The following is a 25,952-nucleotide window of genomic DNA, read 5'->3' on the forward strand; positions in this document are numbered from 1 at the left end:
CTGCTGGGCGGGCGGCTGGCCCGGCCGCGGCGGCGGCCGCTGCCCGGGCTTCTGCTCGTCGGTCGCGGGGGCCGGAGCCGGCGCCTGCGCCATCGTGGGCGGGGCGACCAGCACCTGGGTCCCGACGAGACCGGACAGGACGGTGCCCGCGAGGAGCAACCGCTGGAGCTTGCACATACGAATCCTCATGGGTGACGAGACGGAGCTCGAGATCGGCGTGGACCTGACATCGTCGGCGAGCTGACGCGCGACGAGGCTGGTGGGATCGGCGCGTCGGAGGCGCTGCCGCGGGCGCCGCTCGGGTTCTTCGGAGCGCTCCCGAGCGGGTACGTTCCTTACGATAATCAGGAGGTTGACCGGATTGCGGCGCGTCCGTGTCGGGCCTGTGCCGGTGGTCACGGACCGGTGTGCACGGTGGTGTGGTGTGACGATACGGGGAGGTGGCGCGGCCGCTCGGCCGCGCGCGCCGCGATCTCCGGATCGCGTTCAGTGCTCGCCGTGGGCGACGCGCTTGCGGAAGCCGCGCAGCCCGAGCCAGACGGCCGCGGCGACCACCGGGATCGAGGCGCCCATGGCGATCTCCGGGCTGACCGGGAACCCGGCCGTGTAGACCCCCTTGGCCAGATAGCCGATCAGGCCGACGACGTAATAGGTGACGGCGGCGACCGACAGGCCCTCGACGGTCGACTGCAGCTGGAGCTGCAGCTTGGCGCGGCGGTTCATCGATTCCAGCACGGCGCGGTTCTGCCGCTCGCGGGTGATGTCGACCCGCGTCGACAGGAGCTGGGTCACCCGCGCCACCCGGTCGGACAGCGACTGCTGGCGCTCCGACACCGCCTTGCAGGTGTTCATGGCCGGCACCAGCCGGCGGTCCATGAACTCGCGCAGCGTCTGGATGCCCTGGATGCGCTCCTCCCGCAGCTCGGTGATCCGGCGCTGGACCAGGTCGTGATAGGCGAGCGCGGCGCCGAAGCGGAACAGGTTCGCCGCCTCGCGGCTCTCGATCTCGGCCTCGAGCCGCGTCAGTCGCTCCAGCAGCACCGGCTCGTCCGCCTCGCCGGCGGCGACCAGCGCGTCGGTGACCTGCGCCAGCTCCTTCTCGCGATCGGCCAGGAACGGCGCCAGCTCGCGGGCGACCGGTAGCGCCAGCAGCGCCATCATCCGGTAGGTCTCGATCTCCAGCAGGCGCTGCACCACGCGGCCCGCCTGCAGCGGCGTCATGTGCCGGTCCTGGACGATGAAGCGGCCGAAGCCGTCGGCGTGGATGCGCAGATCCGTGAAGGCGACGGCGGCGCGGTCCGACACCGGGCCGCCGACCAGCGCGTTGCCGCGGAACAGCGTCGACGCGACGATGTCGGGATCGACCGGGCCGTTGTCGGCCTTCACCACGGCGGCATGCGCCGCGACGATCACCTGGCCGGGCCGGGCCGCCACCCAGCTCGCCGGGGCGAGCGCGATCGCCGGCTCGGCGAACGGGTCGTCGCTGCCGCCGAGGCCGGCGGCGATGAAGGTGTAGCGGGCGAACTCGCCGTGCCGCTCCCACACCAGGCGGAAGTCGCCGAGCTGGCCGGAATAATGGTTGGCGCCGGGGAACGGCGCCGTCGCGCCGAACCGGCGGGCGAGGTCGCAGACGCCCTGCCATTCGAGCTCGCGCTCCTCCCACGGCGACACCAGCGCCAGATAGGAGACGCGGCTCGGCGTGGTCAGCGCCTCGGGCGGGCGGGCATGGACCTCGTCGCTCAGGGCAAAACGCTGGGCGTGGTCGGCCGGAAGAGACATGTCGATGTTCAGCACCAAATTCGTGTCACCAATCAATCGTCGGTCAGACGGGCAAGGTCGGGCGGACGATGCCCGCATACGGGCCGAGACCCACTGCGGACCACATCATACTGCAGAAATGCGAATGCTGCACTGCAGCATCATGGCGAAGATCGGCCCGAAACACCCGCCTTTGTTGCCGGGCCGGGCCGGCCCGCGACATTTTCTCGAAACCGGTTCTCGAACCCGTCCTCAATACCCCAGAACGCGCGGCAGCCACAGGGCGAGCTCGGGCACGGCGATCAGCAGCACCAGCACGCCGAACATCGCGGCGATCAGCGGGCCGACCCAGCGCAGCGTCGCCTCCATGGGCACGCCGGCGATGCGGCACGACACCATCAGATTGACGGCCATCGGCGGCGTGAACTGGCCGATGGCGATTTTCAGCGTCAGCAGCACGCCGAACCACACCGGATCCCACCCGAACTTCTGTGCGATCGGCATCAAGAGCGGCAGCAGGATCAGGAACGTCGAGACGCCGTCCAAGAACATGCCGATGACGATCAGCATGGCGATCAGCATGGCGAGGATGACGTACTCGCTGCCGCCGGTCGCGACGATCGCGGTGGCGGCGCGGTCGAACACGCCGAGCGTCGAGCCGGCGTAACCGAAGATCGCGGCGAGCGCGACGACGGTGAGGATCACGCCGGAGATCTCGGCCGCCTCGACGAGCATCTCGTAGAGGTCGCGGATCGTGAGGGTGCGATAGACCACGAAGCCGACGAACAGGCCGTAGACGACCGCCATCACGGCGGCCTCGGTCGGCGTGAACCAGCCGGCCCGCATGCCGCCGAGAATCAGCACCGGCGCCATCAGGCCCCAGCTCGCCTCCATCAGCGAGCGCCAGAACGGCGGACGCGGCAGATCCTTCTCGGCGAGGCCGAAGCCGTGCTTCTGCGACATCCAGAAGATCGGCCCCATCAGGGCGAGGCCGGCGAGAACTCCGGGGATCATGCCGGCGGCGAACAGCGCCGGCACCGAGGCCTGCGGCACCAGCACCGAGTAGATGATCAGGGCGATCGACGGCGGGATCAGGATGTCGGTCGCGGCCGCCGCGCCGATCACGCTCGCCGAGAAGGCGCGCGGGTAGCCGGCGCGCGACAGCGCCCCGATCATGGCGCCGCCGACGGCGGCCGCATTCGCCGGGCCCGAGCCCGAGATGCCGCCGAGGAACATGCTCACCATCACGGTGACGGCAGCGAGCGCGCCGGGCCGGCGGCCGACCAGGACGGTGGCGAAGTTGACGAGCCGCAGCGCGACACCGGAGCGGTCGAAGATCGCCCCGACCAGCACGAACATGGGCACGGCCAGGAGCGGGTACTTGGCGATGCCCGTGTAGGCCTGGGTCGGCACGCTCATCACGCCGAGATCGCCGAGCCAGATGGCGAGCGTGCCGGCGAGGCCGAGCGCCACGGCGACCGGCGTGCCCAGCACGAAGAGAACCAGAAACCCGAGAAACAGCGCCGCCGTGGTCATGACTGGTTCACAAGGCAGAAGAAATGAGTTTGAAGCGGCGGGCGATCTTCACCTCTCCCCGCGTGCGGGGAGAGGTCGACGTCCGCGCTCCAGCGCGGACGTCGGGTGAGGGGGCGTCTCCGCAACTCTCTGCGCAGGGAAAACGCCCCCTCATCCCGACCTTCTTGTCGCGCAATTGCGCGACCCCGCACGCGGGGATAGGGAGCGCGGGCGCAGTGCTAGGCCGCTCAACGAATGACGACAGAGTCATCACAGCGGCTCGACCCCGTCGTGGCTCGGCCGGCGTTTTGCGCGCAACGTCCGGACGAGGTGGCCGATCGCGCGGGCGATCACGGCGAGCGAGAGCAGCGGCAGCGCGGCCGTGTAGATCCATTGCGGCTCGCCGAGCCCCGGCGACGTCACCTCGAAGCGGTACTCGTCCCACACCAGCCGGGCGCCGAGCCACACCAGGAGCCCGAACATCGCGATGGTGGCGAGGCTCGCGATCACCTCGGCGATCTTTTCGCCGGCGCGCGGCAGCAGGCTGGTGAAGAAGACGATGCGGATCTGCCGGTCGGCCGCCGTGGCGATGCCGGCGCCGAGCAGCGTCACCACCACCATCAGGGCGATGGAAAACTCCTCGGTGAAGGCGAAGGAGTAGTTGGTGAGGTATCGCGCGATCACGTTGCCCAGCGTGATCAGGCACAGGGCCGCCATCGCGGCAGCGGCCAGCACCTTCTCGAGCGTGAGTGGCACCCGCACGGGCGGGTCCTTGGTGATGAACGGATCGGGGTCGGCGGACATGATCGGCGTCGAGAGAATGACGAGAGGCGATGTCGACCCGGGTCGACGCCCCGAACTCCGCTCATTCCCGCGCAAGCGGGAATCCAGATGGCCCGTCGTGCGGCCCCTGGGTCCCCGCTTTCGCGGGGACGAGCGGATGCGGCAGGTCTCGGGCTGCGTTGCGGTGCGCCCGACACTTAACGATCGTTACTTCCGCGCCGCCACGGCCTTCTCGGCGGCGTCGACGAGGGGCGCGCCGATGCGGGCCTTCCACTTGTCGTAGACGGCCTTGGTGGCGTCCTGGAACGCCTTCTGCTCGGCCGGCGTCAGGCGGATCACGGTGACGCCGAGCGCCTCGATCGCCTTCAGGGTCGCCGGATCCGTCTCGGTGATGCCGGTGCGGGCGAGCTGCTTACTGTAGGCGCCGGCCTCCAGCGCGGTCTCGCGCAGGAGCTTCTGGTCCTCCGCCGAGAACGTGTCCCACACCGGCTTCGACACCGCGAAGATCAGCGGGTCGGCGACGTAGCCCCACAGTGTCAGGTGCTTCTGCCCGACCGTGTTGAGCTTGGCCGCGACATAGACGGCGAGCGGGTTCTCCTGGCCGTCGACGGCGCCGGTGGAGAGCGCCGGCTGCGCGTCGGCCCAGCTCATCTGGGTCGGGTTGGCGCCGAGCGCCGTGAAGGTCTCGTTGAACAGCGGCGAGCCGACGACGCGGATCTTCAGGCCCTTGAGGTCGGCCGGCGTGCGCACGTCGCGCTTGGAGTTCGACAGCTCGCGAAATCCGTTCTCGCCCCAGGCGAGCGGCACCACGTCCTTGGCGCCGACGACGTCGAACAGCTTCTTGCCCGCCTCGCCGCCCGTAATGGCGTCGATCGCCGCGTGGTCGGGCATCAGGAACGGCAGGGCGAACAGGTTCAGCTCCGCCACCTGGGGCGACCAGTTGATGGTCGAGCCGACCGCCATGTCGATGACGCCCTGGCGCATCGCCGTGAATTCCTTGGTCTGGTCGCCGCCGACCAGCTGGGCGCCCGGATAGACCTTGAGGTTGATGCGGCCCTGCGAGCGCTCCTTGACGAGGTCGGCCCAGCGCTGCGCCGACACGCCCCACGGGAACGGCGCGCCGAGCACCGTCGAGACCTTGTATTCGGGCTTGTAGGTCTGGGCCGCGGCGGGCGGCGGCAGCAGGGCGGTGGAGGCGATCGCGGCGCCGAGGGCGAGCGCAGCGAGCAGGCGCTTGGTCATGAAATGTCTCCCAGAAGTTCGGCGGTGGGGTTTTCGTCCGTCGCGGGCGGGTCGTCCAGTCATTTTCTTGCAGGGCCGGCGTGCCGGTGCAATTTTTCGCGCCCGCGAAGGCGGCGTGCTTGCACCGATCGCAAGGGGGCGGGGGCGGTGGTGGAACGGGACCCGTATTTCATGGCGACGACCCCGTTCGCCGGGGCTCCGACCGTTGTCTGCTGGCGGGAGACCTGGGAGCGCAAGCTCGGGCCGGCCGGCCGCACTGGCCCCGGGACCGAGAGCTTGGTGGTCCGGACACTCGCGGAGCCCACGGCGGTCGTTGCCGGCACGTCGAACCCCGGCTACCTTGCCTTCGTGAACGCGCGCGAGGTGTCGCCCGGGAGTGGCGCGCCTTTCGTCGTGTTCGTGGATCCGCTCGGTGTGCCGTGGCCGGCTGTCGCCAGCATCGGCTACCGACGGGATTTCAAAGATCTGACGAGGCACGTGCTGCTATGGCCGTCCCCGACCTCCGATCCCGGCTCGACGATCTGAGAGCCGAGTACGACGCGCGTGTCGACGTCCTGCACCTGATGCGGGGCGAGGCGCCGGTCGCGCTCGAAAGCGACGGTGGCCCACGCGGGGTCGAGCTCGTCTTTTCGGCTGCTGGCGTGCCGTTCGGCGTGACCGTGATCGGCTACCGGCGCAACGGATGGGACCGGACAGCGCCGGAGCTCGCCGACATCGTCGCCAGCCACCTGGAGGTTCCGGTGGGAGCTGCGCTGCGAACGATCGCAGCGGCGATGGCGTGATGGAATAAGCGCGTCCGAGCGGCGCGGCCGGGAGAGAGGGTGCCATGGCGGCAACCGATCAGACGGTGAGCCCAAAAATCTACTCCGTCATCGTCAAGTTCAGGGACGACGGCTCGCTCGCCCAGTGCGCGGCGGTGCGTCACGACGGCAAGCTGTGGCTGGTGCCGGAGTGGATCGACGATCCCGCGGCGCCGCTGATGCGACCGGAGCGGATGGTGTGCATCGAAGGGCTGCCGCTGAAGGACGGCGGCACGCTGGGTGCGCGAAAATTCGACTGGATTCTGCGGCCCGAGATCCCGAAGGCGGTGCTCACCGGCCCGCTGCCGCCGCCGCCCGAATGGCCTTTGCCGGTGATCGCGCGGCCGGACCTGCCGTTCCCGCGCGACTGACCTCGCGCCCGCGCGACTGATCCCGCGGCACCCGGCCTCGCTCCGACCGGACGACAGGACGCACTACGGCGCTTCCATCGCCTTGCGCCGGCGCACCGCCAGGATCCCCTCGCGGATCCCCATGATGGTGAGCGAGGTGGCGAACGGCACGACGAAATACATCAGCCGGAAGATCAAGAGCCCGGCGATCAGCTGCTCCTTGTCGAAGAAGGCGAGGCCGACCAGCATGGCGGCGTCGAAGACGCCGATCGAGCCGGGAGCGTGGCTGGCGAAGCCGAGCAGCGTCGCGGCGATGAAGATGCCGGCCAGCGTGAAGAAGTGGATGTGCGGCTCGGCCGGCACCAGCATGAACATGGCGAGCGAGCAGAAGGTCAGGTCGGTGATGCCGATGCCGATCTGCAGGAGCGTCGAGCGGCCGCCCGGCAGCCGCACGTTGAGCTTCTTGACCCCGATGGTGCGGGGCGCGCCCCACACCCAGAACACCCACCCGGCGAGCCCGATCAGGAGCGCGACGCCGATCAGCCGGTTGACCGACGGGGCGAGCTGGTCGACGGCACCGACCGCCACCGGATCGTAGATCATCGCCAGCCCGAGCACGGCGAGGTTGCCGAGCCAGAAGGTCAGGCCGGTGATGAAGCAGATCTTCGCCACGTCGACGAGCCGCAGCCCGTAGGCCGAGTAGATGCGCCAGCGGATCGCGCCGGCCGAGAAGGCGGTGGCGCCGATGTTGTGGCCGATCGTGTAGCTGGTGAAGCTCACCATCGCGGCGACCCGGTAGGGGACGTGGCGGATGCCGAGCGTGCGCAGCGCGAACCAGTCGTAGAGGGTCAGCGTCGCATAGGCCATGGCGACGCACAGGCCGGCCTTGACCAGGTTCTCGGGGGGGATGCTCTTCAGCCCGACCCGGATCTTGTCGAGATCGATGTCGTGCAGGACGTTGTAGAGCACGACCGCCGAGATGCCGATGATCATGCAGGCGAGCGCGGCGCCGACCCAGTTCCACCGGACCCGGGCGAGGATGGCGCGGACCGGCGCCAGCCAGGCGGGGCCGGCGGACGGGCGCACCGCCTCGACGCCCGGCGTCGCGACGTCCGACGTCTCGACGCCCGGCGGATCGCCCGACAGCGCTGCCGGATCGTCGCCGCGGGAGCGCTCGCCGGGCGCGATGGGCTCGGGTCCTGGATTCAGCAAGGTCTTCGTCACACGTATTTTTCTGGCCGGCCGAAGGCCCGGGTCGCGCGGCATCGCGCCCGGCGGATCCGGATGTTTCACAGCCGTGCGACAGAGACACGACAGGGAGGCCGCCCCGTAGCACGCCGCGGCGCGCCCGTCACGAACCTCGGCGTCGCAGACCGGACCGGCATCGCGTGCACGCCACGCCGGCGGGCGGCCGTCACGGTCCCGTCAAGGCGGCGTCATAGACCAGCGGGACAACGAGAGGTGAATCGGGATGCGGCATCGTCGAGCGGACTGCGGGCCGGGACGTCGGAGGGCCCCATGCGAATCCTGATCGCGACCGACGCCTGGCACCCGCAGGTCAACGGCGTCGTGCGCACCCTGCGCTCGCTCGCCGGGGCGGTCGAGACGCTCGGCGCCTCGATCGATTTCCTGACACCCGAAGGCCTGCGCACCGTCGCGCTGCCGAGCTATCCGCAGATCCGCCTCGCGGTGCCGCCGCCCGGCGCGATCGCCCGCCGCATCGACGCGATCCGGCCCGACATCGTCCACATCGCAACCGAGGGGCCGATCGGCCATCTGGCGCGCCGGCACTGCCTGCGCACCGGTCGGCGCTTCACCACGAGCTTCCACACCCGCCTCGCCGACTACGCAGCGGCGCGCTGGCCGATTCCCGCCGACCTCACCTGGGGCTGGCTGCGCTGGTTCCACAATGCCGGCTGCGCCACCATGGCGGCGACGCCGTCGCTGGTCGCCGAGTTGCAGGGCCGCGGCTTCCGCAAGGTGATGCGCTGGCCGCGCGGCGTCGACGTGACGCTGTTCCGGCCGCGGCCGGGGCGCGACCTCGGGCTGCCACGGCCGGTCTTCCTCAGCGTCGGCCGGGTGGCGGTCGAGAAGAACCTCGAGGCGTTCCTGGCGCTCGACCTGCCCGGCAGCAAGGTGGTGGTCGGCGACGGCCCGGCCCGGGCGGCGCTCGCCGCGGCCTATCCGGACGTCCATTTCCTCGGCGAGCGGCACGGCGAGGCGCTGGCCGAGGTCTATGCGGCGGCCGACGTGTTCGTGTTCCCGAGCCGCACCGACACGTTCGGGCTCGTGCTCCTGGAGGCGCTGGCGAGCGGCCTGCCGGTCGCCGGCCTGCCGGTCGCGGCGACCCGGGATGTCGTCGGCGACGCGCCGGTCGCGGTTCTGGACGAGGATCTGCGCGCCGCCTGTCTGGCGGCGCTCGCCATCGGGTCCGAGCCGTGCCGGGCCTATGCGATGACGCTCACCTGGGAAGAGAGCGCACGGCGCTTCCTCGCCAACCTGCAGGGTGCGGGCGTGTGGACGGAGCCGACCGGTCGGCGGGAGGAGCGGCGCTCGCATCTGGCGCGGGCGTGACGGTGCCGGCGCCGGCGCGGGCCGTCGGGCGCTTGCGCACGATGCCGCCGACGATCAGGCCGACGAAGCCGAGAAGTGCGGCGAGCGTCAAAGGCCCGCTCCAGGCCCGGACCGTGTCCTCGGCCAGGATGTCGCCACCCACCCGCAGCGCCACCGCGAGGTGCAGGACGGCGAGCGGGAGATAGAGCCACGGCCGGTAGGCGATCCGCACCCGCGCCACCGCGGGCAGGATGATCAGCGCGTGGCCGAACACCATCGACAGCACGAAGCCGATCAGCACGGCGTGCAGGGCGGCGTCGTAGCCGAACGTCGACGTCGCAGGCGGCATCACGATCAGAAGCAGGCCGGCGATGCCGAGCCAGAGATAGCCGGCGGCCATGCAGGCCGCCATGAAGCGGGTCTGGCCGGTCTGGCGGATGGTGTGGCGGACGACGTCGTGGCGGACCAGCCAGACGGCCAGCGCGAGCAGGGCGGCGCCGTAGATCGCGGCGCCGAGCGTGAGGGTCAGGGTCAGGGCCGCGCCCGCGGCGAGCAGCGCGACGCCCGCGACGAACAGGAACTCGCTGCCGCGCTTCTTCGCCATCAGCCGTCCGAGCTCGAGCCGCTCGCCCGCGATGGTGAGCACGAGAAAGCCGATCCACCAGCCGGCGACATCGGGAACGTCGGCGCCGGCGGCCCAGAGCAGCGTGCCGGCGAGCCAGGACACGGCGCCGGCGGCGAGCGTCGCGTTGAACAGGGTGCGCTGGCGCGACGTGATCACGAGCGTCACGGCGATCAGCAGCGCGGCCGACATCGCATAGGCGGCGGCACCGATCGGGACCGGTGCGCCGGCGAGCAGCAATGCTGAGCCGGTGGCCGCGCAGGCCGGCGCGGCGTAGCCCCAGGTGCGCCCGAAGGCGACGGCGCGCTCGAGCCCGATCACGGTGCCGAACAGCCCGCAGATCAGCAGCGCGCCATGCAGCGCGGCGGCGTTCGCCGCGTGCGGGAGGTCGAAGCCGAGCCGGAACAGCCCGCCCCACAGGCCGCACAGCATCGCGACGATGCCGCAGGCGAGCAGGCCGGCGCGCAGCGCCATGCGGGGAGCGGGCGCGGCGGCGGGGGCCGCGCCGGGTGCCGCGCCGGGTGCCGTCCCCGGCGCCACGGTGGGCGCCGGGGAGGTCGCGAGATCCGCCTCAGGCGGTGAGACGATGGATGCGGACGCGCCAGACATCGGGGCCTTCCTCCAGATAGCTCCAGCCGAACGCGTCCGGGTGGGCGACGTCGAGATACTCGCGCAGCGGCGCCGGATCGTGCGGCGCGGCGACGATCAGATCGGTGTCGGTCGGCAGGTCCGTGATGGTGCGGATGATGGCGCTGCGGCAGGTGCCGGGCGGTAGCGCCCTCACATCGATCAGAATCTCTTTGCTGGCGGTCTCGGTGCTCATCGGAAAGTCCTCAGCGGGTTCGCGGTGGGCGGCCGAGCAGAGCGAGGCCGCGGTCGGTGATGCGATCCGGATCCCACGGCGGGTCCCAGACCAGGGCGACGTCGATTCGGGGGACCGACGGAAAGCGTTCCGCGAGCGCGGTTCTGGCATCGTCGAGGATCATCTCGCCGAGCGGGCAGGCCTGCGCCGTCAGCGTGAGCGCGACCGTGATCGCATCGGCCGAGCGTCGCGCCTCGTAGACGAGGCCGAGATCGACGACGCTGAGCCCGATCTCGGGATCGATCACGTCGTTGAGTGGATCGAGGACATCGGGATCCAGCACGTCGGGATGGAGCGTTTCGACAGGCGTGACGGTGAGCGTCATGACGAACCTCGCGGTGACGCTCCGACCATGCCGCGGCGGCGCGCGGCGATCTTTGCCGGGGCACAAACTGCCGTGCGATCGCACCGTTCCGCCGACAGCTTGTGCCCGGACAAAGAGCGTTTCCGCCGCTCGCCTTACAACGGCAGGGTCGCAACGGCGCGAGGAGGCTTCTCATGACGATCCGACCGAACCGCCTGGTCGCGGACGTCCTCTCCGACGCCCCGGCGACGCTGCGCGTCTTCCTCGACTTTCACATGCGCTGCGTCGGCTGCCCGATCGCCAGCTTCCACACGCTGGCCGACGCGGCCCGCGAGCACGATGTCGACCTCGACAGCTTCCTCGCCGCGCTGCACGCGGCCGCCGCCGCGCCGGCACTCGGCCTCGTCCCGCCGCCCGTGGCCGGCGAGCAGACGCTCGAGCGCGGGTGAGGGTGTGGGCACAGCCTCTCGACGGTCGTTGTCCGCGCCGGCGAAGCTTTCAGAATTGCTCGGTCGTCCCGGGGCGGCGCGTCAGCGCCGAGCCCTGATCCATACGCCCTGTCTCGCGTGAGCCTCTGATTCCGGGGGTATGGATCCCGGGCTCGCGGACCTGCGGTCCGCGCCCCGAGATGACGAATGGTGCGTCCTGATCACGTCTCGGCGTCGTCGGCGATCAGCAGGAGCTGATGCGGCTCGCGCACCGTGATCTTCTGGCGGCCGCTCTCGACCAGGCCGCGGTCCTCCCAGGCGCTGATGATGCGGCTGACCGTGTGGAGCGTGGTGCCGGTCATCTCGGCAATGTCCTGGCGCGAGATCGGGAAGTCGATGCGCACGCCGGTCTCGACCTTCTTGCCGGCCTGCTGGGCGAGGCGCAGCAGGGTGTGGGCGACGCGGCGCTCGACCTGCTCGGTCGACATCTCGACGACGCGGGTGTGGAGCTCCTGGATGCGGCCGCCGACCGTCTGCAGCGTGTTGGTGGCGAGCGACGGATGCGCCGCGACGAGCCGCGCCCACGAGCCGGACGGCCATTGCAGCGCGATCGAGTCGACCACGGCGACGGCGGTGCCGGGATAGGTCGTGCGCCCGATCGCCGAGGCGACGCCGAACACCTCGCCGGGGGCGACGAAACGCACCACCACCTGCTGGCCGTCCTGGGTGAGCTTGAAGACGCGCAGGCGGCCGTGCAGCAGCACGAAGAAGGAGTGCGCGTCGGCGTCCTGCTGGAACACGGTCGTGCCCTTGGGATAGCGCACCGACTGCGCCTCCTGCAGCAGCGCCTCGCGCTCCTTCGGCGGCATGCCGGCGAACAGCGGCACGGCGGCGACCAGAACAGGATCGATGGCGGCCATCAGGAGCACCTCGGCATGCGGACGCGACGAACGTGATCTAGCACGCCGCTGCGGGAGCGTCGCCATCCGGCGCGCCGGCACGGGGATCGCCGGCGTCGGTGGTGCCATGGTCCTGATCACGGCCGAAGGTGCGCAGGATGTCGTCCATCAGGTCCTGGGCGGCGCCCGACAGCATGCGGTCGCGCCGCCGCATCAGGCCGATGGTGCGGGTGAGCGCCGGGCGGCGCAGCGGCACCGCGACGACGCCGGCCGCGGCGGCGCCGGCGAGCGCCGATTCGGGCAGCGCCGTCAGCCCGGCGCCGGCGGCGACCAGCGCGACGGCGGTGGACAGATGCCGCACCTCGATGCGCCAGCTCGCCTCGACCAGCGTCTGGGCGAGGCCGGCCTCGATGATGCGGCGGTTCTCGCTCAGCGGGCCGATCGAGACCAGCGGCTCGCGGCCGAGCTCGTCCCACGACACGGCGCTGCGCCCGGCGAGCCGGTGGCCGCGCGGGCAGACGAGGAAGAACGGCTCCTCGGCGAGCGGGATGCACTCGATCTCCCACGGCTCGGAGCCGATGGCGGCGAGCGCGAAGTCGAGCCGGTTCTGCTCCAGCATGGCCCGGATCTCGGTGGCGGAGAGGTCGAACACCGTGATCTCGCCGCCCTTCCAGCCCTGCCGGTGGCGCGCGAGGGCGCCGGCGAGATAGCGCACCGCGAGCGTCGGCAGGCAGCCGACCGCGATGTCGTGGCCGCGGCTCGTGTCGCCGGCCCGCCGCATGGCGTCGCGCAGCCGTCCGATCGCGGCCTGCGCCTCCGGCAGCAGGGCGGCGCCGGCCGGGGTGAGCCGCACCGGCTGGGCGCGCCGGACCAGGAGCTTCTGGCCGACGATCTGCTCCAGCCGCTGCAGCCGGCGGGTGAGCGCCGGCTGGCTGATGCCGAGCCGGGTCGCCGCACGGTGGAAGGAGCCGAGGTCGGCGACGGCGATGAAGGCGTCCAGGCCGGGGAGGTCGAGATACATGCCGCGATGATGCATGCGATGCATCGAGTTGTCATCTCGTTGCATTGGACGGTGCGCCGCACCCTGTCGCAGTCTCCTCCCAAGAACGCGCTCCGTCGTCCCGGGCCGACCCGAAGGGTCGCGCCCGGAACCCATAACCCCTGTCTCCCGTGAGCTACCGGCACCGGGGATATGGATACCGGGCTCGCGCCTCCGGCGCGCCCCGGACTGACGACGTCGGGAGGCTGTCTCGGGAAGGAACGTACAAGATGTCGTCCGTGACGCTCGCGCCATCCGACACCCTGCAGGGCTGGGTCGGCCGCCAGGAGTTCGCCGAGGACGAGGCCGCGGCCGTGCTGGTGCAGCGCGTCGCGGCGCTGCTCGACCGCGACCCGGCGGCGTTCCGGACCGGCGCCAGCGTTCCCGAGGGCTGGCACGTCGCCTTCTTCACGCCGCTCGCCGTGCAGTCGCAGCTCGGCCCGGACGGCCACCCCAGGCGCGGCGACTTCCTCCCCCCGGTGGCGCTGCCGCGCCGCATGTTCGCCGGGCGCCGGCTGCGGTTCCTGGCGCCCATCCGCATCGGCGCGTCGCTGCGCCGGACCTCGACCATCGCGGCGATCACGCCGAAGCGCGGCCGTTCGGGCGAGATGGTGTTCGTGCGCGTCGAGCACGCCATCGCGGCCGACGGCACGCTCGCCGTGATCGAGGAGCAGGACATCGTCTATCGCGAGGAGGCGAGCGCCGCGCAGAAGCCCGCAGGCGAGCCCGCCGCCGCCGAGGCCACCGAGGAGCTGCCGGAGCCGAACGACCGCGAGAGCTTCGTGCCCGACGCGACCACGCTGTTCCGCTACTCGGCCATCACGTTCAACGCCCACCGCATCCACTACGACACGCCCTATACGCAAGGCGAGGAGGGCTATCCGAACCTCGTCGTCAACGGCGGGCTGACCGCGCTGAAGCTGTGCGAGCTCGCCAAGCGCAACCTGCCGGGCGGAAAGCTCGGACGGATCAGCCTGCGCAACGTCCGGCCGTTCTTTCTCGGCCGCAAAGCGGAGCTGCGCAGCCGCTGGGAGCCGGACGGGCGGGTGTCGCTGTGGTCGGTCGACGACCGCGGCCGCGTCCTCACCCAGGGCGAGGCCGCCGCCGAGCCGGGGAGCCCGGAATGATCACAACGACAGACAAGACGTCCGACGGCGAGCCGCGCGGCCCGCTGGCCGGAATCCGGGTGCTCGACACCACCGGCGTGGTGGTCGGGCCAGTGGCGACCCTGATGCTCGCCGAGCAGGGCGCCGACGTGATCAAGATCGAGCCGCCCGAAGGCGATCTGATGCGGCGTCTCGGCGGGCGCCCGCGAAAGCCCGGCATGTCGCCGAAGTTCCTGCACTTCAACCGCAACAAGCGGTCGATCGTGCTCGACCTGAAGTCGGACGAGGGCCGCGAGGTGATGGCGCGCCTCGTCGCAACCGCCGACGTCTTCGTCTCCAACATGCGGCCGCGCGCCCTGCAGTCGCTCGGCCTCACCTTCGCGGCGATGGCGGCCATCAACCCGCGCATCGTCCACTGCACCATCTCGGGCTTCGCCATCGGCGGTCCTTATGCGGGCGTGCCGGCCTACGACACCATCATCCAGGGCCTGTCAGGGGTCGCGGCCTGCCACGCCGAGGTGCTGGGCGAGCCGCGCTTCGCGCCCTTCGTGCTCACCGACCACCTGGTCGGCATCGTCGCCGCGCAGGCGATCTGCGCGGCGCTGCTCGGGCGGCAGCGCACCGGCGTCGGCGAGGCGATCGAGGTGCCGATGTTCGAGAACGCGGCGGCCTTCGTGCTGTCCGAGCATCTCGACCAGCGCACCTTCGATCCCGACGGCCACATGGGCGATCCGCGCATCATGAACCCGGACGCGCGGCCCCTGCAGACCCAGGACGGCTACATCTGCGTCTCCGCCAACACCGACGCCCAGATGCGCGCCTTCTTCGACGCCATCGGCCGGCCCGAGCTGAAGGACGACCCGCGCTTTGCGAGCGTCGCGTCGCGCGTCGTCCATGTCCGCGCGTATTTCGCCATCCGGGCGGAAGCGATGCGGGAGCGGACCACGGCCGAATGGGTCGAGATCCTCCGCCGTCACGACGTGCCGGCGATGCCCTATCACACGCTGCAGAGCCTGCTCGACGATCCGCAGCTCCGCGGCTCCGGCGTGCTGACGAACGAAATCCAGAACAACGAAGACGGCCAGGAGGAAAGCATGCTGGGGTTGCGACACCCGAACCGATATTCCAACACCGGCGTTCCCGCCTCGCGGCTGGCGCCGCGTTTCGGCGAGCACGGCGAGGAGATTCTCGCGGAGCTCGGCTTCGGTGCCGACGAGCGGCGGCGGCTCGCCGGCCGCGGTGCGGATGCCGCCGAATGAGGCGCCGTGATCTTCTGGCCGGGGCTGCCGCGATGCTCGCGGCCGGACCGGTCGCCCCGGCGTGGGCTCAGGGCGAGCCCTGGCCGTCGCAGAACATCAAGCTGATCGTGCCGTTCCCGCCGGGGGCCGCCAACGACACGCTCGGCCGCGCCGTCGCCGATCAGCTCGGGCCGCGGCTCGGCAAGACCGTCGTGGTCGACAACCGCTCCGGTGCCGGCGGCTCGCTCGGCTCCACCACGGTCGCGCGCGCCGCGCCGGACGGCTACACGCTGCTGCTCGGCCATATCGGCACGCTCGCCGTCAATCCGGCGATCTATCCCAAGCTCGCCTACGACCCGGTGAAGGACTTTTCCCCGGTCGCGATGATCGCGGCGGTCACCAACGTGATGGTGGTGCATCCCTCGCAGCCGTTCCGCGACCTGCCGTCGCTCGTCGAGTTCGCCCGCAAGAACCCGAACAAGCTGCGCTACTGCTCGGCCGGCAACGGCAGCGCCGGCCACATCGTGATGCTCGCCTTCCTGCAGGCGACCGGGGTGCAGATGGAGCACGTGCCCTATCGCGGGCTGGCGCAGGGGCTGACCGATCTGGTCGCCGGCGTGGTCGAGCTGACCATCGGCGGCGCTCCGACCGTGATGCCGCTCGTCCAGCAGGGGCTCCTGCGCGCCATCGGCGTGTCGAGCCCGAAGCGGATGACGACGCTGCCCGAGCTCGCGACCGTCGCCGAGACGGTGGCGCCCGGCTTCGACGTGCGGCCGTGGTACGGCATCGCGGCGCCGGCCGGCACGCCGCCCGAGATCGTCGGGCGGCTCAACACCGAGATCAACGCCATCCTGGACACGCCGGCGGTCAAGAAGCGGCTCGACCAGGAGGGCGCCGAGGCGACGCCGATGACGCCGGAGGCGTTCGGCAAGCTGATCCAGTCCGAGGTGGTGCGCTGGGGCGACCTGATCCGGGCCGCCGGCATCACGGTGCAATGACGTGAGAGGAGGCGGGCGGCGCCGCGGCGCCGTCCGCCACGGAGGCTCGATGTCGAAGTCCGGACGCGCCGCGCCGTGGCGCTCGCTGATGTATGTTCCCGCCAATGTGCGGCGCTTCGTCGAGAAGGCGCCGCAGGCCGGCGCCGACGCCGTGATCCTCGACCTCGAGGATTCGGTGCCGGCCGCCGCCAAGGATCTCGCCCGCGATGCGCTCGCCGACTCGGTCGCGGTCGTCCGGCAGGGGCCGTCGCAGGTTCTGGTGCGGATCAACCGGCCGTTGTCGCAGGCGGTGCGCGACGCCGAGGCGGCGGTCGCGGCCGGTGCCGACGGCATCGTGCTGACCAAGGCGATGGGGCCCGAGCACGTGACGCTGTTAGCGGAGCTGCTCGACGTCCTTGCGCCGGTACCGGACGGACAGCGCGGCATCGTCATCGTGCCGATCATCGAAACCGCCGAGGCGGTGCCGCTGATCGCCGCGATCGCCGCCGCCTCGCCGCGCGTCGCCGGCATGCTGTGCGGGGCCGAGGATCTGGCCGCCGAGCTCGGCTGCGCGCCGGACGACGAGACCGTGGCGATGATCAAGCGGCAGATGGTGATCGGCTGTTCCGCCGCCGGCGTGGCGCCGCTCGGCCTGCTCGGTACGGTCGCCGATTTCCGCGATCCGGAGGCGGTGCGCGCCGTCGCGCTCGCCTCGCGGCGCGCCGGCTTCACCGGGGCGACCTGCGTGCATCCGGCGATCGTGCCGGTGCTCAACGCCGCCTTTGCGCCGACCGACGCGGAGGTCGATCTCGCCCGGCGCCAGGTCGAGGCGGCCGAGGCGGCGGCGCGCGAGGGGCGGGGCTCCTTCGCGGTCGACGGCCGCATGGTCGACGAGCCGATTCTGCGCCGCGCCCGGCGCATTCTCGCGCAGGTGCGCTGAGGTCCCCCGGTCGGGTGGCTTGCGCGGCGGGCGCAACGCGGTAGAGACCGGGGCCGCACGTCCGGCCCGGGCCGGGCGGCGCCACCGGGAGCCGTCCATGATCCTGCCTGCCCGCCTCTCGTCCCGCATTCTCGCTCTCGTCGCGCTGCTTCTCGCCGCGTGGCCCGCGCACGCCGCGAAAGTCACCTTCGTGCTGGTCAACGACATCTACGAGATGGCCGACCAGCAGATGCAGGACGGCAAGACGCGGGGCGGCTTCGCCCGCCTCGCCGCGGTGGTGAAGGCGGAGCGCTCCAAGGCGGCGGCCGGCGGCGGAACCGTCATCGTCGCCCATGCGGGCGACACGCTGTCGCCCTCGCTGATGTCGGGGCTCGACCAGGGCGCCCACATCGTCACCCTCACCAACATGGTGGCGCCCGACATCTTCGTGCCCGGCAATCACGAGTTCGACTTCGGCAAGGCGGTGTTCCTGAAGCGCATGGGCGAGGCGCGCTTCCCGCTCTACGCCGCCAATCTGCGCGCCCCCGGCGACGCGACGGTGCCGGGATTCCAGGACCGCCGGATCGTCACGGTCGACGGGGTGAAGATCGGTCTCGTCGGGCTCACCTACGACGACACGCCGCGCGCCTCGAACCCCGAGGACCTCGTGTTTCGCGACTCGGTCGACACGCTGAAGGAGCAGGCGGCGGCGCTGCGCCGTGACGGTGCCGACTTCGTCGTCGCCGTCGTCCACGCCGATCGCGACCAGCAGCGCGCCATGCTGGCGACCGGCGTCGTCGACCTCGTGCTCGGCGGCCACAACCACGATCTGTTCATCAGCTACGACCAGAACGCCGCGCTGGTCGAGTCGAGCTACGAGGCGCTTTACGTGACGGCCGTCGACGTCGACGTGACGGTGACGACCACGTCCGAAGGTCGGCGCGCGATGGCGTGGTGGCCGCAGTTCCGCATCGTCGACACCGCGACCGTGACGCCCGATCCGCAGGTCGCCGCCGCCGTGAAGGGTTTCCAGGCCGAACTCGCCGCCGAAATGAACGTGCCGCTCGCCACCACGGCGGTCGAGTGGGACGCGCGCAGCGCGACGGTGCGGACCCGCGAGGCGGCGATCGGCAACGTCTTCGCCGATGCGGTGCGCACCACCATGAAGACCGACGCGGCGATCCTCAACGGTGGCGGCATCCGGTCCGGCCGGGTGTATCCGGCCGGCAGCGCGGTAACGCGCCGCGACGTGCTGGCCGAGCTGCCGTTCTCCAACCGCGTCGTGCCGGTCGAGATCGGCGGCACCGAGCTGCGCGAGGCGATCGAGCATGGCCTCGCCAAGCTGCCCGACGCCTCCGGACGCTTCCCCCAGGTGTCCGGGCTCACGATCGAGGCGGACGTCTCGAAGCCGGTCGGCAGCCGTGTGATGTCGATCCTGGTCGATGGCAAGCCGCTCGACCCGCGGCGCACCTACACGGTCGCCGTCAACGACTTCATCGCCCGCGGCGGCGACGGCTACGCCATGGTGCGCGACGCCAAGCACCTCCTGCCGACCGACGACTCGCCGCTGCTCGCCAACGAGGTGATGGTCCATCTGCGCCGCCTCGGCACCGTGACGACCGGCGTCGAGGGGCGTATCAGGCTGAAGTGATCAGGCGGGAGCGCCGGGCACGAAGCGGTGCCGTCAATTGCCACTTTTCCCCTCTCCCGCGAGGGGAGAGGGGAAGGGCGGAACGGTCACGCCGCCTCGGGCTGGGCGGACCTCACCAGCGTCGCGATGCGCCCGTGCAGGGCGTCGATCTCGCGGGTCATGCCGGCCACCGCCTCGCGCACCTCGACCGAGGCGCGGCCGACCTGGTCGGCATCGCTCGACACCTGGGCGATGCGGGTGGCGACCGCGTGGGCGGCCTCGTTGGTCTGCTGGATGCTGCGGGCGATCTCGCGGGTCGCCGCGCCCTGCTCCTCCGCGGCTGCGGCGACCGCGCCCGTGATGCCGTCGACGCCGCGGATGCGCTCGCCGATCTCCTCGACGGCCTTGACGGCCGCCTCGGTCGCGGCGCGGATGTCCTGGACGTGGCGGTTGATGTCGTCGGTCGAGCGCGCCGTCTGGCCGGCCAGCGTCTTGACCTCGGAGGCGACCACGGCGAAGCCCTTGCCGGCCTCGCCGGCGCGCGCCGCCTCGATCGTCGCGTTGAGGGCGAGCAGGTTGGTCTGCTCGGCGACGTCGCTGATCACGTGCGACACCTCCGAGATGCGGGCGACCGCCTCCGACAGCGAGCGGATCTTCGCCTGCGCGTCGGCGCCGGCCGCGACGGCGTCGCGGGTCGCGGCGCCCGTGCGGGCGATCTGGTCGGTGATCTCCTGCACCGAGGAGGACAGCTCCTCGGCCGCGGCCGCGACCGCCTCGGCCGTCGTCTTGGCCTGATCGGCGAAGCTCGAGACGCCGCGCGCCGCCTCGCCGACTGCGACGGCCCGGTTCGCCATGCCGGCGGCCGTGCCGCCGACGCTGCGCGACACCTGGCCGATGCCTTCGATCGCGTCGAGCGACTGGCGCTCGACATTGCGGGCCATATCGAGCACGGCGGCCCGCCGCGAGCGGTCGGCCGCTTCGCTCGCCGCCTGTTGCTCCTGCTTCAGCCGCTCGTTCTCCAGCGCGTTGTCCTTGAACACCTGCACGGCCTTCGCCATGGTGCCGATCTCGTCGCCGCGGCCGATGCCCGGGACGGTCGTGGTCAGCACGCCGCGCGCCAGCGCCGTCATGGCCGCCGTCATGTCGAGGATCGGCTTCACGATGCCGAAGCGGGCGGCGAGAAATCCGAGCACCAGGGCGGCGCCGATGCCGGCGCCGGCGATCCCGAGAATGGTCCGGGTACCCGCCGTGTAGGTCGCCTGCGCGGCCTCCGAGAGGCGCAGCTTCAGCTTCTCCAACTCGCCGAAATAGACCCGGGTGCGGTTGCGGGCGTGGCCCTGCGCATCGCGGCTCTTCGCCGCCAGCGCCAGCAGCTCGGTGTGCTGCTCCGCCGTCACCGTCGCGCCGAGCGTCCCGGCGAAGCCGACGAGGGCGGCCGAGGCGCGCCGCAGCGTCTCGATGAGCGGTCCCTGCTCGGCGAGATAGCGCCGGTCGTCGTCGCTCGCCGCCATCCGGGCCAGCAGGGCGATGCGCTCGTCGACGAGCTTCCACTCGGCGCGGAGCTGCTCGGTCGCGTCCTTGATCACGGCCGGGCGCGGGTCGGCGACCAGCATCGCCTCGGCCCGTCCGATCGCCGTGAACGCGGTGTTGAGGCGCGAGCCCAGCACCGCCTTGTCGCCGGCGACGTCGGTCGCTCGTGCGGCGTTCCGCAGCTCCGACATGGCGTCGACGGCGACCACCACGACGGCGGCCGCGGCGATCGCGAGCAGGCCGATCAGGCCGATGATCTTGGTGAGGATGCGAATGCGCGACAGCAGGGCGGACACGGCGCAGCTCCGAGGTCAGTGGCCGGTGATCGACGGAGCGTTGCATGAAAACAATGCCACGAGGTAAATAACTGTATAATGATATCCTATAAGCAGAAGCGAGGTCGGTTATGTCATAAGGTCGATTTCTAGCCTCGTCTTGCGAGAGCTTCCGAATTGTACCGGTGTCACGGGGGATCGGCAGTATAGACGGTTCGGGCAGGGCAAGGGTCGGGATCGGGAGGAACGAATGGAGACTTGGCCGATTGGGCTGTTCCACTGGGTCGTCGACGGGGCGATCCTGGCCGCCGCTGTCTGGTATCTCGGTTGGGGGCGCAGGCAGGACGCGGCGCGCCTCGCGCGCCTGCGCGCGCCGGGAGCGCCGGCCGCTCCGACGACGCCGCTTGCGGGCTCCGGGGCCGGACCGCGGCCGGAGCGGCCGGTCGTCAGGCGTGGTCGTGACGGGTCCGCTGGAAGTCGAGGACCTGCTCGGCGGTCGCCCGCTTGATGCGGTCGAAGCTCGACTTCAGGAGATCGAGGTCCTGGTCGTGCCCGCCAGGGCCGGCATCGTCGCCGTGCCGCATCTGCAGGATGCTGCGGGTGGTGGTCCAGCCGAAGCCGAGGGCCTTCGCCATGAACAGGAGCGACTCGGCGCGGTTCTGCAGCAGGATGCGCTCGACGGTGGGCAGCGGCAGGTCGGCGAGGCGCGCCAGTGCCGCCGTCGTGTGCTCGAACTTGCCGGCGTTGGCGAAGCGCCGGACAGCCGTCTCGGTCAGGCCTCCGGCCTTCTCGAGCGCCGCGACCTCGGCGGTAGCCGCCGCGTAGTCGGTCGATTCGGCGGCCGTGCGGGCCGCGATCGCGTGGGTGACGCGCGCCACGATGCTGCGGATGTCGCCGGGCGGCTCGGCGTGGCCGTCCTGGAGCTGGGTCCGCACTGCGTCGGACGCCTTCGCCAGCAGCCGGACGAAATGGTGCCGCGGCAGATCGGACCGTCGGCCGACCCGGGTCGCCAGCACGTCGTCGCCGTCGGCGCGCTCCACCAGCGCCTCGAATCCTTCCTCTGAGAACCGCGAGCCGGCGTTGTCGGCGACGCTGCGCACCACCATGTCGCTGCCGCGCGTCACCAGCACGTCGGTGATCGGCTCGCTCACCACGGGGCGCTTGGTGATCGCCAGGAGATGCACCTGGCTGCCGGCGCGGGCGCAGGCGACGAGGTCGGCCTCGTCGAGGCTGTCGGCGTGGATCAGCATCGGGGCGGCGACGGCCGGCGCCGCGTCGAGGGCCAGGCTGCGGGCGACCCGGGGCGGCGATACCGCCGCGCCGGCGAGCCGGCGGGCGAGCTCGCGCTTGGCGCTCTCCTCGATGTCGACCAGGAGGCGGCCGAGCACGTCGTCGAACACCGCGACCTGCTCGTTCGTGTACTGCACGGCGCCGTCGAGAAACAGATCCGTGACCCGCAGCAGGAGCCGGGCCCGGTCGGCCGCCGTGCCGGTCGTCAGGGTTTCGTCCAGCTCGTCGATCAGGCGCGACGACTCGGCCATGTTGTCCACACGCCTTTCGACGAATGCGCGCAACCCGGCCGGGTGCGCGGCGACGCGCTCCGGCGGGCGCGACGCCGCGACGGCGTTCCGCTCCTCCCGGAGGCCAGATCACACGTGATGGTACTGGACGTGATTTGAGCATCCGTTAACGCGCATTCGAAGGCATCGCCGCCGAACTGCGGCGAGAGCGGGCATCGTGATCAGTTTCGCGGCGGCGGACCTGCCGGGACGCGAGCCGCGAACGTAGTTCCACCCATGATCGCGCGCGGCCGGCGCATGGGAGATATTCGAACGGCACCAGTAAGTTGTTCGTCGGATGGTTGAGCCAGGAGGGCGCGTATAAGTCGGCGGCGGCTGAATGAAGAACCGTGAACCCCCAACGACGAACGGAACGTCATGTCCAACGCCGCCCGTATTCTGAATCCCGCCCTCCGCTCGAAGATCATGTCGGCTGACGAGGCCGCAGCGCTCATCACGCCCGGCGCGAACGTGGGCATGAGCGGCTTCACGGGCGCCGGCTACCCAAAGGCCGTGCCGCTCGCGCTGGCGAACCGCATCGACGCGGCGCACGCTCGCGGCGAGCCGTTCCGGATCGGCGTGTGGACCGGCGCCTCGACGGCGCCCGAGCTCGACGGCGCCCTCGCCAAGGTCAACGGCTTCGCGATGCGGCTGCCCTACCAGTCCGATCCGAACTGCCGCAAGCAGATCAACTCCGGAGAGATGGAGTACACCGACATCCATCTCTCCCACGTCGCCCAGTACGCCTGGTTCGGCTTCCTCGGACACCTCGACGTGGCCGTGGTCGAGGTCGCGGCGGTGCTGGAGGACGGCCGGCTTCTGCCGGCCAACTCGATCGGCAACAACAAGACGTGGCTCGACCAGGCCGACAAGGTGATCCTCGAGGTGAACTCGTGGGTCAATGCCGGCCTCGACGGCATGCACGACATCTACTACGGGACCCGCCGTCCGCCGGACCGCCGTCCGGTGCCGATCAACAATCCGGGCGACCGCATCGGCGACCGCTACTACACGATCGACCCGAGCAAGATCGTCGCCGTGGTCGAGACCGACAGCCGCGACCGCAACAGCCCGTTCACGCCGCCCGACGCCAACTCGAAGCTGATCGCCGGCCACATCCTCGACTTCCTCGCCCACGAGGTGCGGCGCGGCCGCCTGCCGCGCAACATGCTGCCGCTGCAGTCCGGCGTCGGCAATGTCGCCAACGCCGTGCTGGGCGGCCTGATCGAGGGACCGTTCGAGGACCTGACGGCGTACACCGAGGTGCTGCAGGACGGCATGCTCGACCTGATCAAGGCCGGCAAGATGCGGTTCGCCTCGGCGACCGCCGTGTCGCTCAGCCCCGACGCCGCGCTCGCCTTCAACAACGACGCCCAGGAGATGAAGAAGAGCGTCATCCTGCGCCCGCAGGAGATCTCCAACCATCCGGAGGTGATCCGGCGGCTCGGCATCATCGCCATGAACGGGCTGATCGAGGCCGACATCTACGGCAACGTCAACTCGACCCACATCGGCGGCACCGCGATCATGAACGGCATCGGCGGCTCGGGCGACTTCGCCCGCAACGCCTTCCTGTCGATCTTCATGACGCCGTCGACCGCCAAGAACGGCGCGATCTCGTGCATCGTCCCGATGGTCACGCATGTCGACCACACCGAGCACGACGTCCACGTGGTCGTCACCGAGCAGGGGCTCGCCGATCTGCGCGGCCTGTCGCCCAAGCAGCGCGCCAAGGTGATCATCGAGAACTGCGCGCATCCGGACTACAAGCCGGCGCTGCGCGAGTACTTCACCCGCGCGCTGGAAGAATCGCCCGGCCGCCACACGCCGCATCTGCTCGACGAGGCGTTCCGCTTCCTGCCCGAGTGGAAGGCCCAGCAGGCGAGCCGCGCGGCGGAGTAGGGCGTCGCGAGACGATCAGCTTTTAGGAACACACGGGGCGGCGCACCGGTGCGTCGCCCCGCGACCCGAATACTCCTCCGCCCTCACACTGAGGAGGCCGCGCAGCGGCCGTCTCGAAGTGCGAGGGCGGCCTCCGCTTGCGGCCTCATGGTTCGAGACGCGGCCTTTCGGCCGCTCCTCACCATGAGGGTCGATCGATGCGATCGTGCGCCGCCCTCACTCGTGCAGCGACGACAGGAACTGCTTCAGCTCCGCCGTCTGCGGGGCGCCGAAGATGGCGTCGGGCGGGCCGGATTCGTGCACGCGGCCCTGATGCATGAAGATCACCCGGTCGGCGACCTTTCGCGCGAAGCCCATCTCGTGGGTCACCATCAGCAGCGTCATTCCCTCGTCGGCGAGGCTTTCGACGACGCGCAGCACCTCGCCGACCAGCTCCGGGTCGAGCGCGCTGGTGATCTCGTCGCACAGCATCACGGCCGGATCCATGGCGAGCGCCCGGGCGATGGCGACGCGCTGCTGCTGGCCGCCGGAGAGCTGATCCGGCATCGCGTCGAACTTCTCCGCGAGCCCGACGCGGGCGAGCAGCGCCCGGGCGCGCGCCTCGTTCTCGACGGGCTTGCGCTTCTTCACCAGCCGCGGCGCCAGCATCACGTTGCCGCCGACGGTGAGGTGCGGGAACAGGTTGAAGCTCTGGAAGATCATGCCGACGCGCTGGCGCAGCTCGCGCATCGCCTGGGCGCTGTCGTGCAGCAGCGGCTTGCCGTCGACCGTGAGCGAGCCTTCCTGGAACACCTCGAGCCCGTTGATGCAGCGGAGCAGGGTGCTCTTGCCGGAGCCGCTCTTGCCGATGACCGCGACGACCTCGCCGCGCATCACGTCGAGGTCGATGCCCTTGAGCACCTCGTGGGCGCCGAACGATTTGCGCAGCGCCGTGATGCGGACGATCGGGGCGCCGACTTCGGTGTGCGGGGTGGCGAGGGCGGCGTCTTCGGCGGGAGTGTCAGTGACGGCCGGCATGGAGCTTCCTTTCGAGCGAGCCGGCGCACAGGCTGATCGGGAAGCACAGCGCGAAATAGATCAGCGCCACGCAGCCGTAGACCAGCAGCGGCTCGTAGGTGACGTTGGCGATCATTCCGCCCGCCTTGGTGAGCTCGACGAAGCCGATCACCGAGGCGAGCGCGGTTCCCTTGACGACCTGCACCAGGAAGCCGACCGTCGGCGGCACGGCGATGCGCAGCGCCTGCGGCAGCACGACATGGACGAGCTGCTGGCCGAAGCCGAGCGCGAGGCTCGCCGAAGCCTCCCACTGGCCGCGCGGGATCGCCTCGACGCAGCCGCGCCAGATCTCGGTCAGATAGGCCGACGCATAGAGGGTCAGCGCGGCGCAGGCCGCCACCCAGGGCGAGGTCTCGATGCCGAACAGCGCGATGCCGAAATACAGCAGAAAGAGCTGCATCAAGAGCGGGGTGCCCTGGAAGAGCTGCACATAGGCGGCGATTGCCACCTCGACGAGCCGGTTGCGGCCGAGCCGCAGCACCAGAAGCGCGAGCCCGACGACGCCGCCGCCGACGAAGGCGATCAGCGACAGCACCACGGTCCAGCGCGCCGCGAGCAGCAGGTTGCGCAGGATGTCCCAGAGGGTGAACTCGACCACGGGTCTC

Annotated in this window: 25 protein-coding genes; 11 read left to right on the forward strand and 14 right to left on the reverse strand. The window is 71.0% G+C overall.

All coding sequences use genetic code 11. The features are described from left to right. Nucleotides 1-486 precede the first annotated feature (486 nt). The 4 genes from CCR97_RS06970 to CCR97_RS06985 form a co-directional block, all read right to left on the reverse strand. Entirely contained in the window at nucleotides 487-1,779 is a 1,293-nt protein-coding gene (locus CCR97_RS06970; RefSeq protein WP_111360103.1) for a DUF3422 family protein, read from the reverse strand. Between the two features lie 231 nt (nucleotides 1,780-2,010). After that, entirely contained in the window at nucleotides 2,011-3,294 is a 1,284-nt protein-coding gene (locus CCR97_RS06975) for a TRAP transporter large permease (protein WP_111360102.1), read from the reverse strand. Nucleotides 3,295-3,543: 249 nt separating this feature from the next. Next, nucleotides 3,544-4,077, reverse strand: coding sequence for a TRAP transporter small permease (locus CCR97_RS06980; RefSeq protein ID WP_111359503.1), 534 nt, complete (start codon nucleotides 4,075-4,077; stop codon nucleotides 3,544-3,546). Nucleotides 4,078-4,263: 186 nt separating this feature from the next. Further along, nucleotides 4,264-5,298 (reverse strand): DctP family TRAP transporter solute-binding subunit, encoded by a 1,035-nt coding sequence (locus CCR97_RS06985; RefSeq protein ID WP_111359502.1) that lies wholly within the window; start codon nucleotides 5,296-5,298, stop codon nucleotides 4,264-4,266. 171 nt (nucleotides 5,299-5,469) lie between these two features. On the opposite strand from CCR97_RS06985, the gene CCR97_RS06990 reads away from it, so the two are divergent. The 3 genes from CCR97_RS06990 to CCR97_RS07000 are packed head-to-tail and all read left to right on the forward strand — an operon-like array spanning nucleotide 5,470 to nucleotide 6,469. After that, the gene (locus CCR97_RS06990; RefSeq protein ID WP_111359501.1) at nucleotides 5,470-5,823 is read left to right on the forward strand and encodes a hypothetical protein; all 354 of its coding nucleotides are present in this window, start codon (nucleotides 5,470-5,472) and stop codon (nucleotides 5,821-5,823) included. Further along, on the forward strand, nucleotides 5,784-6,080 hold the full coding sequence (locus CCR97_RS06995) for a hypothetical protein (RefSeq protein WP_111359500.1): 297 nt from the start codon (nucleotides 5,784-5,786) through the stop codon (nucleotides 6,078-6,080). The genes CCR97_RS06990 and CCR97_RS06995 overlap by 40 nt, the downstream gene beginning before the upstream one ends. Before the next feature lie 44 nt (nucleotides 6,081-6,124). After that, nucleotides 6,125-6,469: a hypothetical protein gene (locus CCR97_RS07000; protein ID WP_111359499.1), complete on the forward strand. Its 345-nt coding sequence runs from the start codon at nucleotides 6,125-6,127 to the stop codon at nucleotides 6,467-6,469. Nucleotides 6,470-6,532: 63 nt separating this feature from the next. On the opposite strand, the gene CCR97_RS07005 is transcribed toward CCR97_RS07000, so the two are convergent. Then, a complete protein-coding gene (locus CCR97_RS07005; RefSeq protein WP_245429129.1) occupies nucleotides 6,533-7,672 on the reverse strand; it encodes a lysylphosphatidylglycerol synthase transmembrane domain-containing protein in 1,140 nt (379 codons plus the stop codon). Nucleotides 7,673-7,966: 294 nt separating this feature from the next. Here CCR97_RS07005 and CCR97_RS07010 point away from each other — a divergent pair, with 294 nt between their 5' ends. After that, nucleotides 7,967-9,022 carry a glycosyltransferase family 4 protein gene (locus CCR97_RS07010; protein WP_201159405.1) on the forward strand — a complete coding sequence of 352 codons (1,056 nt, stop codon included), beginning with the start codon at nucleotides 7,967-7,969 and terminating at the stop codon, nucleotides 9,020-9,022. On the opposite strand, the gene CCR97_RS07015 is transcribed toward CCR97_RS07010, so the two are convergent. The 3 genes from CCR97_RS07015 to CCR97_RS07025 all read right to left on the reverse strand — a co-directional run bounded on the left by CCR97_RS07015 (nucleotide 8,910) and on the right by CCR97_RS07025 (nucleotide 10,810). Then, nucleotides 8,910-10,097 (reverse strand): hypothetical protein, encoded by a 1,188-nt coding sequence (locus CCR97_RS07015; RefSeq protein WP_201159406.1) that lies wholly within the window; start codon nucleotides 10,095-10,097, stop codon nucleotides 8,910-8,912. The genes CCR97_RS07010 and CCR97_RS07015 overlap by 113 nt on opposite strands. 97 nt (nucleotides 10,098-10,194) lie before the next feature. Then, the gene (locus CCR97_RS07020; protein WP_111360704.1) at nucleotides 10,195-10,446 is read right to left on the reverse strand and encodes a DUF2249 domain-containing protein; all 252 of its coding nucleotides are present in this window, start codon (nucleotides 10,444-10,446) and stop codon (nucleotides 10,195-10,197) included. A gap of 10 nt (nucleotides 10,447-10,456) precedes the next feature. Then, complete coding sequence (locus tag CCR97_RS07025; RefSeq protein WP_111360705.1) at nucleotides 10,457-10,810, reverse strand: metal-sulfur cluster assembly factor; 354 nt, start codon at nucleotides 10,808-10,810, stop codon at nucleotides 10,457-10,459. Nucleotides 10,811-10,983: 173 nt separating this feature from the next. Between CCR97_RS07025 and CCR97_RS07030 the strand changes: the two genes are divergently transcribed. After that, nucleotides 10,984-11,238: a DUF1858 domain-containing protein gene (locus CCR97_RS07030; protein ID WP_111360706.1), complete on the forward strand. Its 255-nt coding sequence runs from the start codon at nucleotides 10,984-10,986 to the stop codon at nucleotides 11,236-11,238. A 200-nt stretch (nucleotides 11,239-11,438) separates the two neighbouring features. On the opposite strand, the gene CCR97_RS07035 is transcribed toward CCR97_RS07030, so the two are convergent. Beyond that, a complete protein-coding gene (locus CCR97_RS07035; protein ID WP_201159407.1) occupies nucleotides 11,439-12,137 on the reverse strand; it encodes a Crp/Fnr family transcriptional regulator in 699 nt (232 codons plus the stop codon). Nucleotides 12,138-12,174: 37 nt separating this feature from the next. Then, nucleotides 12,175-13,161 carry a LysR family transcriptional regulator gene (locus CCR97_RS07040; RefSeq protein ID WP_170146106.1) on the reverse strand — a complete coding sequence of 329 codons (987 nt, stop codon included), beginning with the start codon at nucleotides 13,159-13,161 and terminating at the stop codon, nucleotides 12,175-12,177. A 224-nt stretch (nucleotides 13,162-13,385) separates the two neighbouring features. On the opposite strand from CCR97_RS07040, the gene CCR97_RS07045 reads away from it, so the two are divergent. From CCR97_RS07045 to CCR97_RS07065, 5 genes are all read left to right on the forward strand, one after another. Beyond that, nucleotides 13,386-14,282 (forward strand): HTD2 family dehydratase, encoded by an 897-nt coding sequence (locus CCR97_RS07045; RefSeq protein ID WP_201159408.1) that lies wholly within the window; start codon nucleotides 13,386-13,388, stop codon nucleotides 14,280-14,282. After that, nucleotides 14,279-15,520, forward strand: a complete 1,242-nt coding sequence (locus tag CCR97_RS07050) for a CaiB/BaiF CoA transferase family protein (RefSeq protein ID WP_111356663.1) — start codon at nucleotides 14,279-14,281, stop codon at nucleotides 15,518-15,520. The genes CCR97_RS07045 and CCR97_RS07050 overlap by 4 nt, the downstream gene beginning before the upstream one ends. Next, complete coding sequence (locus CCR97_RS07055) at nucleotides 15,517-16,497, forward strand: Bug family tripartite tricarboxylate transporter substrate binding protein (protein WP_111356662.1); 981 nt, start codon at nucleotides 15,517-15,519, stop codon at nucleotides 16,495-16,497. Before CCR97_RS07050 ends, CCR97_RS07055 begins: the two co-directional genes overlap by 4 nt. A gap of 49 nt (nucleotides 16,498-16,546) precedes the next feature. Next, nucleotides 16,547-17,416: an HpcH/HpaI aldolase/citrate lyase family protein gene (locus CCR97_RS07060; RefSeq protein ID WP_111356661.1), complete on the forward strand. Its 870-nt coding sequence runs from the start codon at nucleotides 16,547-16,549 to the stop codon at nucleotides 17,414-17,416. A 97-nt stretch (nucleotides 17,417-17,513) separates the two neighbouring features. Further along, entirely contained in the window at nucleotides 17,514-19,046 is a 1,533-nt protein-coding gene (locus CCR97_RS07065) for a bifunctional metallophosphatase/5'-nucleotidase (protein WP_111356660.1), read from the forward strand. 86 nt (nucleotides 19,047-19,132) lie between these two features. Here CCR97_RS07065 and CCR97_RS32020 read toward each other — a convergent pair whose 3' ends face one another. Both CCR97_RS32020 and CCR97_RS07075 read right to left on the reverse strand, forming a co-directional pair. Then, entirely contained in the window at nucleotides 19,133-20,851 is a 1,719-nt protein-coding gene (locus tag CCR97_RS32020; RefSeq protein WP_111356659.1) for a methyl-accepting chemotaxis protein, read from the reverse strand. A gap of 425 nt (nucleotides 20,852-21,276) precedes the next feature. Then, a complete protein-coding gene (locus tag CCR97_RS07075; protein ID WP_146618704.1) occupies nucleotides 21,277-22,371 on the reverse strand; it encodes a DUF2336 domain-containing protein in 1,095 nt (364 codons plus the stop codon). A gap of 396 nt (nucleotides 22,372-22,767) precedes the next feature. Here CCR97_RS07075 and CCR97_RS07080 point away from each other — a divergent pair, with 396 nt between their 5' ends. After that, nucleotides 22,768-24,291: an acetyl-CoA hydrolase/transferase family protein gene (locus CCR97_RS07080; protein WP_111356657.1), complete on the forward strand. Its 1,524-nt coding sequence runs from the start codon at nucleotides 22,768-22,770 to the stop codon at nucleotides 24,289-24,291. 216 nt (nucleotides 24,292-24,507) lie between these two features. On the opposite strand, the gene CCR97_RS07085 is transcribed toward CCR97_RS07080, so the two are convergent. Further along, nucleotides 24,508-25,308, reverse strand: coding sequence for an amino acid ABC transporter ATP-binding protein (locus tag CCR97_RS07085; protein ID WP_111356656.1), 801 nt, complete (start codon nucleotides 25,306-25,308; stop codon nucleotides 24,508-24,510). Then, nucleotides 25,292-25,945, reverse strand: a complete 654-nt coding sequence (locus CCR97_RS07090; protein WP_111356655.1) for an amino acid ABC transporter permease — start codon at nucleotides 25,943-25,945, stop codon at nucleotides 25,292-25,294. Before CCR97_RS07090 ends, CCR97_RS07085 begins: the two co-directional genes overlap by 17 nt. Between the last annotated feature and the right edge of the window lie 7 nt (nucleotides 25,946-25,952).

It is taken from the genome of Rhodoplanes elegans (assembly GCF_016653355.1).
Classification (GTDB): Bacteria; Pseudomonadota; Alphaproteobacteria; order Rhizobiales; family Xanthobacteraceae; genus Rhodoplanes; species Rhodoplanes elegans.